This is a genomic window from Staphylococcus sp. HMSC36A10 (genome assembly GCF_001838845.1).
GTDB classification, from domain to species: domain Bacteria; phylum Bacillota; class Bacilli; order Staphylococcales; family Staphylococcaceae; genus Staphylococcus; species Staphylococcus aureus.
The window spans coordinates 177969-192476 of sequence record NZ_KV839117.1 but is presented as its reverse complement, the minus strand read 5'-3'; the positions used below and the strand labels follow the sequence as shown (position 1 = coordinate 192476).

The following is a 14508-nucleotide window of genomic DNA, read 5'->3' as shown; positions in this document are numbered from 1 at the left end:
TGTATATATAATATTAGTTAAGATTTCAGAAAATTTTGAAGGGAATGGAAATTTAGAAATCGGAATTTGTTAGAGGAGGGGATTAGATGGGGAAATATATTTTCAAACGATTTATTTATATGCTTATTTCTTTATTTATTATTATTACAATTACATTTTTCTTAATGAAATTAATGCCAGGTTCGCCATTTAACGATGCTAAATTAAATGCTGAACAAAAAGAAATTTTAAATGAAAAATATGGATTAAATGATCCTGTAGCTACGCAGTATTTACATTATTTAAAAAATGTTGTTACAGGCGATTTTGGTAATTCATTCCAGTATCATAATCAACCTGTGTGGGATTTGATTAAACCGAGACTACTACCTTCTTTTGAAATGGGTCTTACAGCAATGTTCATCGGTGTGATACTGGGACTTATTTTAGGTGTTGCAGCAGCTACTAAACAAAATTCTTGGGTTGACTATACAACTACAGTTATTTCAGTTATTGCAGTATCTGTACCATCTTTTGTACTTGCTGTACTTTTACAATATGTATTTGCAGTTAAATTAAGATGGTTCCCAGTAGCTGGATGGGAAGGTTTTTCGACCGCGGTATTACCGTCACTTGCATTATCTGCAGCTGTTTTAGCAACTGTCGCCAGATACATAAGAGCAGAGATGATAGAGGTATTAAGTTCAGACTATATTTTATTAGCGAGAGCTAAAGGTAATTCGACAATGCGTGTACTTTTTGGACATGCACTTAGAAATGCTTTAATTCCAATTATTACAATTATCGTTCCCATGTTAGCAAGTATTTTAACAGGCACTTTAACAATTGAAAATATTTTTGGGGTTCCTGGATTAGGGGATCAATTCGTACGTTCAATTACAACAAATGATTTCTCAGTAATCATGGCAATCACACTATTATTTAGCACACTGTTTATCGTTTCTATTTTTATTGTAGATATTTTGTACGGTGTGATAGATCCACGAATTCGTGTTCAAGGAGGTAAAAAATAATGGCTGAAAATAAAAACAATTTGTCGATTAACGACGATCATTCTAATGCAGCTATGACGCATACCTCTGACGCTATCGCATCATCTGATTTTATTATTAGAGAATTAGATTTGAATCAGGAACCTGAAATGCAACGAGAAAGCAAAAACTTTTGGCAAGATGCTTGGGCTCAGTTAAAACGAAATAAGTTAGCTGTTGTCGGTATGATAGGTTTAATTATCATTGTAATATTTGCTTTTATCGGTCCAGTTATAAATAAACATGATTATGCTGAACAAAATGTAGAACATAGAAATCTTCCGGCAAAAATACCTGTATTAGACAAAGTTCCATTTTTACCTTTTGATGGTAAAGATGCAGATGGCAAGGATGCTTATAAAGCAGCAAATGCTAAAGAAAATTATTGGTTTGGTACTGATCAGTTGGGTCGAGATTTATGGACAAGAACATGGAAAGGTGCTCAAATTTCATTGTTTATCGGTGTTGTTGCAGCGATGTTAGATATTTTTATTGGCGTTGTATATGGTGCGATTTCTGGATTCTTCGGTGGACGTGTCGATACGATTATGCAACGTATACTTGAAGTCATAGCATCTATTCCGAATTTAATTGTCGTAATTTTATTTGTATTAATTTTTGAACCATCCATTTGGACAATTATATTGGCTATGTCTATCACAGGCTGGTTAGGCATGAGCAGAGTTGTACGTGGAGAATTTTTAAAATTAAAAAATCAAGAGTTTGTCATGGCTTCGAAAACATTGGGGGCTTCAAAATTCAAATTGATATTTAAGCATATTTTACCTAATACATTAGGTGCTATCGTGGTTACATCAATGTTTACAGTACCTAGTGCTATTTTCTTCGAAGCATTTTTAAGTTTCATTGGTATAGGTGTACCCGCACCTCAAACATCGTTAGGGTCATTAGTAAATGATGGGCGAGCAATGTTATTAATTTATCCACATGAATTATTTATACCAGCAATGATTTTAAGTTTATTAATTCTATTCTTTTACTTATTTAGTGATGGATTACGTGATGCATTTGATCCGAAAATGCGTAAATAAAAGGGGGCATAGCATATGACTGAAAGAATATTAGAAGTAAATGATTTGCATGTTTCCTTTGATATTACAGCAGGGGAAGTGCAGGCAGTGAGAGGTGTAGATTTTTATTTAAACAAGGGGGAAACATTGGCAATTGTTGGTGAATCAGGTTCAGGTAAATCTGTAACAACAAAAGCAATTACAAAATTATTCCAAGGGGACACAGGAAGAATTAAAAAGGGAGAAATTTTATTTTTAGGGGAAGATTTAGCAAAAAAACCTGAAAATGAGTTAATTAAATTACGTGGCAAAGATATTTCAATGATCTTTCAAGATCCAATGACATCTTTAAACCCAACGATGCAAATTGGTAAACAAGTCATGGAACCATTAATTAAGCACAAAAATTATAGTAAAGCACAAGCTAAAAAGCGCGCATTGGAAATACTAAATCTTGTAGGTTTACCAAATGCAGAAAAAAGATTTAAAGCATATCCACATCAATTTTCAGGTGGACAAAGGCAAAGAATTGTTATTGCAACCGCATTAGCTTGTGAACCTAAAGTGCTCATTGCTGATGAACCAACGACTGCATTAGACGTAACGATGCAGGCACAAATTTTAGATTTAATGAAAGAACTACAACAAAAAATCGATACAGCAATTATTTTTATAACGCATGATTTAGGGGTTGTTGCGAATATTGCTGATAGAGTGGCAGTTATGTATGGTGGTCAAATGGTTGAAACAGGAGATGTTAACGAAATATTTTATGATCCAAAGCATCCATATACATGGGGATTATTATCGTCAATGCCTGATTTATCAACAACAAATGACACACCATTACTAGCGATTCCTGGAGCGCCACCTGATTTATTACACCCACCTAAAGGTGATGCATTTGCGAGACGTAGTCAATATGCATTAGATATTGATTTTAAAGTAGAACCACCGTGGTTTAAAGTTTCACCGACACATTTTGTGAAATCTTGGTTATTAGACGCACGTGCACCAAAAGTTGAACTACCCGAGCTGGTAAAACAACGTATGAAACCGATGCCTAATAATTATGAAAAACCACTCAAGGTAGAAAGGGTGTCGTTCAATGAAAAATGATGAAGTGCTATTATCCATTAAAAATTTAAAGCAATATTTTAACGCAGGAAAGAAAAACGAAGTGAGAGCGATTGAAAATATTTCGTTTGATATATACAAAGGGGAAACATTAGGTTTAGTAGGAGAATCGGGGTGTGGTAAATCTACAACTGGTAAATCAATTATTAAACTTAATGATATTACAAGTGGAGAAATTTTGTATGAGGGTATTGATATACAAAAGATTCGTAAACGTAAAGATTTGCTTAAATTTAATAAAAAGATACAGATGATTTTTCAAGACCCATATGCGTCTTTAAATCCTAGGTTAAAAGTAATGGATATAGTAGCTGAAGGTATTGATATCCATCATTTAGCAACTGATAAGCGTGACCGAAAAAAACGTGTCTATGATTTACTTGAAACTGTTGGATTAAGTAAAGAACATGCCAATCGCTATCCTCATGAATTTTCAGGTGGACAACGCCAACGTATTGGAATTGCCCGTGCATTAGCCGTTGAACCAGAATTCATTATCGCGGACGAACCAATATCGGCATTGGATGTTTCAATCCAAGCTCAAGTAGTTAATTTATTATTAAAATTACAACGTGAAAGAGGGATTACGTTCCTATTTATAGCTCATGATCTATCAATGGTGAAGTATATTTCAGATCGTATTGCAGTCATGCATTTTGGGAAAATAGTTGAAATTGGACCGGCAGAAGAAATTTATCAAAATCCATTACACGATTATACTAAGTCTTTATTATCAGCCATTCCACAACCTGATCCTGAATCAGAACGCAGTCGCAAACGATTTAGTTATATTGATGATGAAGCAAATAATCATTTAAGACAATTACATGAAATAAGACCACAGCATTTTGTCTTTAGTACTGAAGAAGAAGCGGCACAACTACGAGAAAATAAATTGGTGACACAAAATTAAGGGGAAGGGGGAAATACAATGACGAGAAAATTTAGAACACTTATTTTAATTTTGATTGCTACAATTGCATTAAGTGGTTGTGCTAATGATGATGGTATTTATTCAGATAAAGGTCAAGTATTCAGAAAAATTTTGTCATCAGACTTAACATCCCTTGATACATCATTAATAACGGATGAAATATCTTCTGAAGTGACTGCGCAAACATTCGAAGGTTTATACACATTAGGAAAAGGTGACAAACCGGTGTTAGGTGTTGCGAAAGCTTTTCCTGAAAAGAGTAAAGATGGTAAAACTTTAAAGGTTAAATTAAGAAGCGATGCTAAATGGAGCAATGGTGACAAAGTGACTGCGCAAGATTTTGTTTATGCTTGGAGAAAAACAGTTGACCCTAAAACAGGTTCTGAATTTGCATACATTATGGGGGACATTAAAAATGCGAGTGATATTAGTACTGGTAAGAAACCTGTAGAGCAATTAGGTATCAAAGCATTAGATGATGAAACATTACAAATTGATTTAGAAAAGCCGGTTCCATATATTAATCAATTATTAGCACTTAATACCTTTGCACCTCAAAATGAAAAAGTTGCCAAAAAATATGGTAAAAATTACGGTACGGCAGCTGATAGAGCGGTATACAATGGTCCATTTAAAGTTGATGATTGGAAACAAGAAGATAAAACCTTACTATCTAAAAATCAGTATTATTGGGATAAAAAGAATGTAAAATTAGATAAAGTGAATTATAAAGTTATTAAAGACTTACAAGCCGGTGCATCATTGTATGATACTGAATCAGTAGATGACGCAGTTATTACTGCAGATCAAGTAAATAAATATAAAGATAACAAAGGATTAAACTTTGTGTTAACGACTGGGACATTTTTTGTAAAAATGAATGAAAAACAATATCCTGATTTTAAAAACAAAAATTTAAGACTGGCTATCGCACAAGCAATAGATAAAAAAGGATACGTTGATTCAGTGAAAAACAATGGCTCAATTCCTTCCGATACACTAACAGCCAAAGGAATTGCGAAAGCGCCTAATGGCAAAGATTATGCGAGTACCATGAATTCGCCTTTAAAATATAATCCTAAAGAAGCAAGAGCACACTGGGACAAAGCTAAAAAAGAGTTAGGTAAAAATGAAGTGACATTTTCAATGAACACAGAAGATACACCAGATGCAAAAATATCTGCTGAATATATCAAATCGCAAGTTGAGAAAAATTTACCAGGAGTTACTTTGAAAATTAAGCAATTACCGTTTAAACAAAGAGTATCACTAGAACTGAGTAACAATTTTGAAGCATCACTTAGTGGTTGGTCTGCAGATTACCCTGATCCTATGGCTTATTTAGAAACAATGACCACAGGTAGCGCACAAAATAATACAGACTGGGGTAATAAAGAATATGATCAATTACTTAAAGTAGCAAGAACCAAATTGGCACTTCAACCGAACGAACGATATGAAAACTTGAAAAAAGCAGAAGAAATGTTCCTAGGAGATGCACCGGTAGCACCAATTTATCAAAAAGGTGTTGCACATTTAACAAATCCTCAAGTAAAAGGATTAATTTACCATAAATTTGGTCCAAATAACTCACTTAAACATGTATATATTGATAAATCGATAGATAAAGAAACAGGTAAGAAGAAAAAATAATATGCTTTGTAAATTAGGCTGGAGACATATCTCCAGTCTTTTTGTGTTGGATAAAAACTTTGGGAATAAAAATTTAAAATAAGTCGTTTTTTAAATTACTGAAATTGATTAAATGCATAAATAACTGAATATTCTAAAAATAAACTTGTAATAATTTTTTCTATGAGTAAACTAAAAAGAAAAAATTAGATTGAAAGTAGGAGGCATATGTATGGGGAAGCTAATTAAATATATTTCAATACTTCTTATTGTCGTTTTAGTGTTGAGTGCTTGCGGAAAAAGCAGTAATAAAGATGAAGGAGTAAAAGATGCTACTAAAACGGAAACCTCAAAACATAAAGGTGGTACCTTAAATGTAGCATTAACAGCACCGCCAAGTGGTGTTTATTCTTCGTTATTAAATAGTACACATGCAGATTCTGTAGTTGAAGGATATTTTAACGAAAGCTTATTAGCAACTGATAAAAAAATACGTCCTAAGGCATATATTGCTTCATGGAAGGACATCGAGCCGGCTAAGAAAATAGAATTTAAAATTAAAAAAGGTATTAAATGGCATGATGGTAATGAATTGAAAATTGATGATTGGATTTATTCAATTGAAGTCTTAGCTAACAAGGACTACGAAGGTGCTTATTATCCAAGTGTAGAAAATATCCAAGGTGCGAAAGATTATCATGAAGGAAAAACTGATCATATTAGCGGATTGAAGAAAATAGATGACTACACTATGCAGGTTACATTTGATAAAAAACAAGAAAATTACTTAACAGGATTTATTACTGGACCTTTATTAAGTAAAAAATATTTATCAGATGTACCAATTAAAGATTTAGCGAAATCAGATAAAATCCGAAAATATCCTATTGGTATTGGACCGTATAAAGTTAAGAAAATCGTTCCAGGTGAGGCTGTTCAACTCGTTAAATTTGATGATTATTGGCAAGGTAAGCCTGCACTAGACAAAATCAATTTAAAAGTTATTGATCAAGCGCAAATTATTAAGGCAATGGAAAAAGGCGATATTGATGTTGCGAATGATGCTACCGGTGCAATGGCAAAAGATGCTAAGTCATCTAATGCTGGTCTCAAGGTATTATCTGCGCCAAGCTTAGACTACGGTTTAATAGGATTCGTATCTCATGATTACGATAAAAAAGCTAATAAAACTGGTAAAGTGAGACCAAAATATGAAGACAAAGAATTACGTAAAGCAATGCTTTATGCAATTGATAGAGAAAAATGGATCAAAGCGTTTTTCAATGGTTACGCTAGTGAAATCAATAGTTTTGTACCATCTATGCATTGGATAGCAGCCAATCCTAAGGACCTAAATGATTACAAATATGATCCTGAAAAAGCTAAAAAAATCTTAGATAAGTTAGGTTATAAAGATAGAGATGGTGACGGATTTAGAGAAGATCCTAAAGGTAATAAATTTGAGATTAACTTTAAACATTATTCAGGTTCTAATCCTACTTTTGAACCAAGAACTGCTGCGATAAAAGATTTCTGGGAAAAAGTTGGCTTGAAAACAAATGTGAAGTTAGTAGAATTCGGTAAATATAATGAAGACTTAGCAAATGCATCTAAAGATATGGAAGTGTACTTCAGATCATGGGCAGGAGGTACAGATCCAGATCCATCAGATTTATACCACACTGATAGACCTCAAAATGAAATGAGAACAGTTTTACCAAAATCAGATCAATATTTAGATGATGCATTAGACTTCGAAAAAGTAGGCATTGATGAAAAGAAACGTAAAGATATTTATGTTAAATGGCAAAAATATATGAATGATGAATTACCTGGATTACCAATGTTCCAAGGTAAATCGATAACTATTGTTAACGATAAAGTACGAAACTTAGACATTGAAATTGGAACTGATCAAAGTTTATATAATTTAACTAAAGAAGCTTAGTAATGTAACCTCGACGATTTTGTCAAGGTTTACTTATATGGGGGGATGTTATGAATAATGTATTGTTAGAGGTTAAAGATTTAGAAACATCATTAAAAATAAATAATGAATGGTTAGCAACTGTTGAAAATATTTCTTTTGAATTATCTAAAGGAGAAGTTTTGGGTATAGTAGGGGAATCTGGTTGCGGTAAGTCCATATTAAGTAAGTCAATTATTAAATTATTACCAGAAAAGATATCTAAACTAAGTAATGGAGAAGTTATATTTGATGGTAAACGAATCGATACGCTCAATGAGAAGCAATTGCTAGATATTCGAGGAAATGATATTGCTATGATTTTTCAAGAACCTATGACTGCTTTAAATCCTGTATTTACCATAAAAAATCAACTTGTGGAATCTATAAAATCACATAAAAAAATTTCTAAAAAAGAAGCAAATAACTTAGCAAAAGATTTACTAAAAAAAGTTGGAATTGCTAGACAAGATGAAATATTAAATAGCTATCCTCATCAATTATCTGGTGGTATGAGACAAAGAGTAATGATTGCAATGGCCATTTCATGTTCTCCTAAATTATTAATTGCTGATGAACCTACAACAGCATTGGATGTCACGATTCAAGCGCAAATATTAGACTTATTAAAAGAATTGCAAAAGGAAACGCAAATGGCAATTATGATGATTACACATGATTTGAGTGTAGTTGCTGAGTTTTGCGATAAAGTCTTAGTTATGTATGCAGGTCAAATTGTAGAAATTGGAGGCATAAAAGAAATACTACACAATCCGAAACATCCTTATACCCAAAAATTATTATCAACAATTCCAAAACTTAAAGAAGAGCAGAAACGACTTGAAACGATAGAAGGAATTGTGCCATCAATCCAAGCATTTCACGTTAATAAGTGCAGATTTGCAAATAGATGTAACAAAAAACTGGATATTTGTAATAATCAATCTCCTAAAATGCATGTTTGTGAAGACGTCATTGTACGTTGTCATTTGTACAAAAATGAATATAAGGAGATATAAGAATGGAAAATATTTTAGAAGTCAACCAAATAAAAAAATACTACAAAATTAAAACTGGATTATTACAAAAAACTCAGTACGTTAAAGCTGTTGATGACGTATCGTTTTCAATAAAAAAAGGACAAACTTTTGGATTAGTAGGAGAATCGGGTTGTGGTAAGTCAACGTTAGGTAAAGTGATTATCAGGCTTGAAGATGCAACTTCAGGCTCAATAATTGTTAATGGTGAAGATATAACAAGATTACAAGGTAAAAAACTCAGAAAATCACGACAACAATATCAGATGATATTTCAAGATCCGTATGCATCATTGAATCCGATGCAAATGGTTGGAGATATCATTTCAGAACCTATTTTAAATTATAAAAAATTGCCAAAAGAAGAAATAAAAAAAGAAGTACTATATTTATTAAAATGTGTTGGCCTAAGTGAAGATACATATTATAAATATGCACATGAATTTTCAGGTGGACAGAGACAAAGAGTGGGAATTGCAAGAGCATTGGCTTTGCGTCCGAGTTTAATTGTTGCTGATGAGCCTGTAAGTGCATTAGATGTATCTGTTCAATCTCAAGTACTGAATTTATTAAAAGATTTACAAGAACAATTTAACTTAAGCTATTTATTTATCGCACATGATTTAAGTGTAGTAAAACATATAAGTGATGTCATTGGAGTTATGTATTTAGGTCATATAGTTGAAATCGCATCTGATAAAGAAATTTATGAAAATCCCAAACATCCATATACAAAAGCGTTGATTTCATCAATACCACAAATTGATAAACATAATAACAATAGAATTATATTAAAAGGAGAATTACCTTCGCCAAGTAATCCGCCGCAAGGTTGTCCTTTTCATACAAGATGTCCGATTGCAAAAGATAAATGTAAAGAAAATATACCACAATTAAAGGACATTGGTGATGAACATCAAGTTGCTTGTTTTTATGTAAATAAAGTAGGTGATTTAAATGGTTAAATTAATATTAAAGAGATTAGGTTTAATGATTCCGTTACTAATTTTAATTTCTATTGTTGTATTTTCATTAGCTATCATTCAACCAGGAGATCCATTTTCAGATTTACAAAACGGAAAAATAAAACAAGAAGCGATAAATGCACAAAGGGAAAAGTTAGGCCTCAACGACTCTATATCACATCAATACATTAGATGGGTCAATCATGTTATACATGGTGATTTAGGGGAGTCAATCAAATATAAAAGGCCGGTAATTGATGTTATTGAGGAAAGAATTCCAAATACAATATTACTCGGTGCTATGTCATTAATTATTACTTATATTATCTCATTTGCTTTAGGAATAACGTCAGGTAGATATTCTTACAGTTTGACTGATTATACTGTGCAAATATTTAATTATTTGATGTTAGCTATTCCATCTTTTATTGCGGGAGTATTTGCAATTTTTATTTTTTCTTTTGAATTACAATGGTTTCCGTTTCAAGGTTCTGTTGATATTAACCTTAAAGAAGGTACTTTTGAATATTATATGAGTAAAATTTATCATACATTTTTGCCTGCATTAACTTTAGGATTATTATCTACTGCTGGTTATATTCAATATTTACGTAATGATATTATTGAAAATTCTAAAAAAGATTATGTATTGACGGCAAGGTCAAAAGGATTATCTATGAATAAAATTTATAATAAACATATATTGAGAAATTCTTTAATACCTATTATTACATTTTTAGGTGCGGATATTGTAAGTATTTTAGGTGGAGCTGTGATTACTGAGACTATCTTTTCATATAACGGTATCGGTAAATTATTTTTAGAATCGGTAATAGGTCAAGACTATCCATTAATGATGGCATTAACGTTGTTTTTCTCATTTTTAGGTTTACTGGGTAATTTGATTTCTGATATTACTTATGGATTTATAGATCCAAGAATTAGAAGTAACTAGGGGGGATTGGAATGCAAAATAAGTCAAAATCGCCTTTTAAAATTGCATTGTCTAGATTTATTCATAATAAAATTGCAATGTTATCGATTATTTTTTTATTAATCATAACTATTATATCAATTATAGCGCCATTAATAGCTCCTTTTCCAGTGAACCAACAAGATTTATTAAATATAAAAGGTGAAATGACAGCACAAAACATTCTTGGTACAGACTCTGGTGGTAGGGATAACTTTAGTCGTTTGTTATATGCAGGTCGTATTTCATTATCCATTGGAATTACATCTACAATAGGAATGCTTTTGATTGGAATTACAGTTGGAGTGATTTCTGGTTATTTTGGAGGTATTGTTGATACATTATTAATGAGAATAACCGAATTTGTTATGTTATTTCCATTTTTAATATTTGCAATTGTATTAAATGCTGCACTTGGAGATAAAATTAAAAATCCTTATGGATCTGCCATAATTCTTGTTCTAGTTATTATCGTATTAAGTTGGGGAGGTATTGCAAGACTTGTTCGTGGTAAAGTACTTCAAGAAAAAGAAAATGAATACTTTTTGGCAGCAAAATCAATTGGTACACCCACATATAAAATTATTTTGAAACATCTTTTGCCGAATATATTAAGTGTAGTTATCGTACAAGCAACATTGTTATTTGCCGGTATGATTGTAGTGGAATCAGGATTGAGCTTTTTAGGATTCGGAATTAGTAAAGCAATACCATCTTGGGGTAATATGTTGAGTGATGCTCAAGAAGGGGATGTTATAAGTGGTAAACCGTGGATATGGATGCCACCTGCTATAATGATTACATTAACTATATTAAGTATAAACTTTGTAGGGGAAGGGCTTAAAGATGCTTTTAATCCTAGAGGTAGACGTTAAATAATAAAAGAGGCACTAGTTAATTCTAGTACCTCTTTATTTTATCTCTTACGTCCTAATCCCATCGCTTTTTCCATTTTCTTCACTGTTTTAAATGAAACTTTGTGCGCTTTGTCTCTACCTTGATCTAAAATATCATCAAGTTTATCTGAGTTATAGAAACTTTCGTATTTTTCTTGGAATTCTACTAAAAATGCTTTAACTATTTCAGCAAGGTCACCTTTAAATTTACCATAACCTTCCCCTTCATATTTTGCCTCAATATCTTTAATTGGCATGTCGGTTAATCCAGCGTATATTGAAATTAAATTTGTTATACCTGGCTTGTTGTCACGATCAAATTTAATAATACCATCTGAATCAGTTACTGCGCTTTTAATTTTTTTAGCTGCAACATTCGGCTCGTCCAATAATGAAATGAAGTTTTTAGCATTATCATCACTCTTACTCATTTTTCTTGTTGGATCTTGTAAACTCATGACACGTCCACCAACTTTAGGCATACGAATTTCAGGTTTCACAAGCACATCATTATAGCGACTATTAAATCTATCTACAAGGTTACGAGTCAATTCGATATGCTGCTTTTGGTCATCTCCAACTGGAACGATATTAGTATTGTAAAGAACAATATCAGCTGCCATTAAAGGTGGATATGTTAATAGACCAGCAGGTATACCTTCAACTGCTTTCTGAGCTTTATCTTTGTATTGTGTCATACGCTCTAATTCTCCAACAGAAGCAATCGTAGTTAACATCCATCCTGCTTGTACGTGTGCAGGGACTTCAGATTGTATGAACAATGTTGCTTTGTCTGGATCTATACCAGAAGCTAAATAAATCGCTGCTAATTGTCTGGTCTGTTTACGTAATTTTAAACGATCTTGTGGCATTGTAATTGCATGTTGATCTACGATACAGAAATAACAATCATAGTCATTTTGCACATCAACAAATTGTTTTAGTGCGCCAATATAATTTCCAATAGTAGGAATTCCACTAGGTTGGATGCCTGAAAATAATGTCTCCATTTAAATGCCTACTTTCTTAGTAATATTTTAATAATTATCATTATAACAGTATTTCTTAAAAATGTAAGATGTGTTAGAATATACGTATAACTTACTACTAACAAAGGGATTAATAATCTTTTTTATAAGTGTAGAAACTTATCTGAAAAATTAGGTTTTTCTCATTTAATTTTAATGTTAGATAGTTATAATAAATAGTAACGATTAAGAATTTTAGAAAAAAATGTTTTTTCTTGATCTATAACTAAATTTTAAGCAATGAATTTTATTCATTCAAATAGGAGAGTGAGATGTATGGTAACATTATTTACTTCACCAAGTTGCACATCTTGCCGTAAAGCGAAAGCATGGTTACAAGAACATGACATTCCGTATACGGAGCGTAATATTTTTTCTGAACATTTAACAATTGATGAAATTAAGCAAATATTAAAAATGACTGAAGACGGTACTGATGAAATCATTTCTACACGTTCTAAAACATACCAAAAATTAAATGTTGATATTGATTCACTACCATTACAAGACTTATATTCAATCATTCAAGATAATCCTGGCTTATTACGTCGTCCAATTATTTTAGATAATAAACGACTACAAGTTGGTTATAATGAGGACGAGATTCGACGTTTCTTACCTAGAAAAGTTCGTACGTTCCAATTACAAGAAGCACAACGTATGGTTGACTAATAACCATTTAACTATGTGTCATTACTTTACTAAAAGATATGTCAAGCAACACTATTTCTATAGTGTTGCTTTTTTGGTTTTAATTTTACAATAATTGCTTAGTATCTTTTAAATCAAATGTGCAATTGTTAATATAGCTCTATATTAGAGTGTTTTGGGTGAAACATTTGCTATGATAAGGTAAAATTAAATTAAGAAAGTGCTTTAATGCTTTAACTGTATAAATCATTTAAATAGTTTTGCTACAACGAATATGTTATTATAAGTTACCAAAATATTTTAGAGAAAGAAATCAAACAAATAAATTGTATTTTGTTTGATGCTTTAATACAATGTGGATACTATTCATCGACTGTAAGGAGTGAGATGATATGAGAATAGAACGAGTAGATGATACAACTGTAAAATTGTTTATAACATATAGCGATATCGAGGCCCGTGGATTTAGTCGTGAAGATTTATGGACAAATCGCAAACGTGGCGAAGAATTCTTTTGGTCAATGATGGATGAAATTAACGAAGAAGAAGATTTTGTTGTAGAAGGTCCATTATGGATTCAAGTACATGCCTTTGAAAAAGGTGTCGAAGTCACAATTTCTAAATCTAAAAATGAAGATATGATGAATATGTCTGATGATGATGCAACTGATCAATTTGATGAACAAGTTCAAGAATTGTTAGCTCAAACATTAGAAGGTGAAGATCAATTAGAAGAATTATTCGAGCAACGAACAAAAGAAAAAGAAGCTCAAGGTTCTAAACGTCAAAAGTCTTCAGCACGTAAAAATACAAGAACAATCATTGTGAAATTTAACGATTTAGAAGATGTTATTAATTATGCATATCATAGCAATCCAATAACTACAGAGTTTGAAGATTTGTTATATATGGTTGATGGTACTTATTATTATGCTGTACATTTTGATAGTCATGTTGATCAAGAAGTCATTAATGATAGTTACAGTCAATTGCTTGAATTTGCTTATCCAACAGACAGAACAAAAGTTTATTTAAATGACTATGCTAAAATAATTATGAGTCATAACGTAACAGCTCAAGTTCGACGTTATTTTCCAGAGACAACTGAATAACGATATTAATTAAGCAACGCACTATGAAAGGAGACTCTTTGGAGTCTCTTTTTTTATTGATTTCAAAAGCTGAAAAAGTAATAGTAGTTAAACTTACGTGTAATATTTTGAGGTG

13 protein-coding genes are annotated in these 14508 nt (G+C 31.8%); 12 read left to right on the top strand and 1 reads right to left on the bottom strand.

Annotation, left to right across the window (positions count from 1 at the left end):
* The first annotated feature begins 86 nt into the window (after positions 1–86).
* The 10 genes from opp3b to opp4C all read left to right on the top strand — a co-directional run bounded on the left by opp3b (position 87) and on the right by opp4C (position 11581).
* Positions 87–1013, top strand: coding sequence for an oligopeptide ABC transporter permease (gene opp3b, locus HMPREF3247_RS08645; protein WP_000521533.1), 927 nt, complete (start codon positions 87–89; stop codon positions 1011–1013).
* Complete coding sequence (gene opp3C / locus HMPREF3247_RS08640; RefSeq protein ID WP_000829632.1) at positions 1013–2083, top strand: oligopeptide ABC transporter permease; 1071 nt, start codon at positions 1013–1015, stop codon at positions 2081–2083. The genes opp3b and opp3C overlap by 1 nt, the downstream gene beginning before the upstream one ends.
* Positions 2084–2098: 15 nt before the next feature.
* Positions 2099–3181 carry an ABC transporter ATP-binding protein gene (locus HMPREF3247_RS08635; RefSeq protein ID WP_000140050.1) on the top strand — a complete coding sequence of 361 codons (1083 nt, stop codon included), beginning with the start codon at positions 2099–2101 and terminating at the stop codon, positions 3179–3181.
* Positions 3171–4112, top strand: a complete 942-nt coding sequence (locus HMPREF3247_RS08630; protein WP_000786735.1) for an ABC transporter ATP-binding protein — start codon at positions 3171–3173, stop codon at positions 4110–4112. Before HMPREF3247_RS08635 ends, HMPREF3247_RS08630 begins: the two co-directional genes overlap by 11 nt.
* An 18-nt stretch (positions 4113–4130) precedes the next feature.
* Positions 4131–5786, top strand: coding sequence for a peptide ABC transporter substrate-binding protein (locus HMPREF3247_RS08625; RefSeq protein WP_000197016.1), 1656 nt, complete (start codon positions 4131–4133; stop codon positions 5784–5786).
* 211 nt (positions 5787–5997) lie between these two features.
* Positions 5998–7713 carry an oligopeptide ABC transporter substrate-binding protein gene (opp4A, locus tag HMPREF3247_RS08620; protein WP_000517187.1) on the top strand — a complete coding sequence of 572 codons (1716 nt, stop codon included), beginning with the start codon at positions 5998–6000 and terminating at the stop codon, positions 7711–7713.
* Positions 7714–7763: 50 nt separating this feature from the next.
* Positions 7764–8750 carry an ABC transporter ATP-binding protein gene (locus HMPREF3247_RS08615; protein WP_001067044.1) on the top strand — a complete coding sequence of 329 codons (987 nt, stop codon included), beginning with the start codon at positions 7764–7766 and terminating at the stop codon, positions 8748–8750.
* 2 nt (positions 8751–8752) lie between these two features.
* Entirely contained in the window at positions 8753–9733 is a 981-nt protein-coding gene (locus HMPREF3247_RS08610) for an ABC transporter ATP-binding protein (protein ID WP_000427772.1), read from the top strand.
* Positions 9726–10688, top strand: coding sequence for an oligopeptide ABC transporter permease (gene opp4B, locus HMPREF3247_RS08605; RefSeq protein ID WP_000239820.1), 963 nt, complete (start codon positions 9726–9728; stop codon positions 10686–10688). Before HMPREF3247_RS08610 ends, opp4B begins: the two co-directional genes overlap by 8 nt.
* Before the next feature lie 11 nt (positions 10689–10699).
* The gene (gene opp4C, locus HMPREF3247_RS08600; RefSeq protein ID WP_001180274.1) at positions 10700–11581 is read left to right on the top strand and encodes an oligopeptide ABC transporter permease; all 882 of its coding nucleotides are present in this window, start codon (positions 10700–10702) and stop codon (positions 11579–11581) included.
* A 41-nt stretch (positions 11582–11622) separates the two neighbouring features.
* Here the strand turns inward: opp4C and trpS are convergent, their stop codons facing one another.
* Positions 11623–12612, bottom strand: a complete 990-nt coding sequence (trpS, locus tag HMPREF3247_RS08595; RefSeq protein WP_000448934.1) for a tryptophan--tRNA ligase — start codon at positions 12610–12612, stop codon at positions 11623–11625.
* A gap of 294 nt (positions 12613–12906) precedes the next feature.
* Between trpS and spxA the strand changes: the two genes are divergently transcribed.
* Entirely contained in the window at positions 12907–13302 is a 396-nt protein-coding gene (gene spxA / locus HMPREF3247_RS08590; RefSeq protein WP_000258003.1) for a transcriptional regulator SpxA, read from the top strand.
* 371 nt (positions 13303–13673) lie between these two features.
* Complete coding sequence (gene mecA / locus HMPREF3247_RS08585) at positions 13674–14393, top strand: adaptor protein MecA (RefSeq protein WP_064130006.1); 720 nt, start codon at positions 13674–13676, stop codon at positions 14391–14393.
* Positions 14394–14508 lie beyond the last annotated feature (115 nt).

Excerpts from the sequence above, each read along its gene's own strand:
- opp3b (WP_000521533.1), top strand. The coding sequence starts at position 87 with ATGGGGAAATATATTTTCAAACGATTTATTTATATGCTTATTTCTTTA.
- trpS (WP_000448934.1), bottom strand. The coding sequence starts at position 12,612 with ATGGAGACATTATTTTCAGGCATCCAACCTAGTGGAATTCCTACTATT.
- opp3C (WP_000829632.1), top strand. The coding sequence starts at position 1,013 with ATGGCTGAAAATAAAAACAATTTGTCGATTAACGACGATCATTCTAAT.
- HMPREF3247_RS08615 (WP_001067044.1), top strand. The coding sequence starts at position 7,764 with ATGAATAATGTATTGTTAGAGGTTAAAGATTTAGAAACATCATTAAAA.
- mecA (WP_064130006.1), top strand. The coding sequence starts at position 13,674 with ATGAGAATAGAACGAGTAGATGATACAACTGTAAAATTGTTTATAACA.
- opp4C (WP_001180274.1), top strand. The coding sequence starts at position 10,700 with ATGCAAAATAAGTCAAAATCGCCTTTTAAAATTGCATTGTCTAGATTT.
- opp4A (WP_000517187.1), top strand. The coding sequence starts at position 5,998 with ATGGGGAAGCTAATTAAATATATTTCAATACTTCTTATTGTCGTTTTA.
- HMPREF3247_RS08610 (WP_000427772.1), top strand. The coding sequence starts at position 8,753 with ATGGAAAATATTTTAGAAGTCAACCAAATAAAAAAATACTACAAAATT.
- HMPREF3247_RS08625 (WP_000197016.1), top strand. The coding sequence starts at position 4,131 with ATGACGAGAAAATTTAGAACACTTATTTTAATTTTGATTGCTACAATT.
- HMPREF3247_RS08630 (WP_000786735.1), top strand. The coding sequence starts at position 3,171 with ATGAAAAATGATGAAGTGCTATTATCCATTAAAAATTTAAAGCAATAT.
- spxA (WP_000258003.1), top strand. The coding sequence starts at position 12,907 with ATGGTAACATTATTTACTTCACCAAGTTGCACATCTTGCCGTAAAGCG.
- opp4B (WP_000239820.1), top strand. The coding sequence starts at position 9,726 with ATGGTTAAATTAATATTAAAGAGATTAGGTTTAATGATTCCGTTACTA.
- HMPREF3247_RS08635 (WP_000140050.1), top strand. The coding sequence starts at position 2,099 with ATGACTGAAAGAATATTAGAAGTAAATGATTTGCATGTTTCCTTTGAT.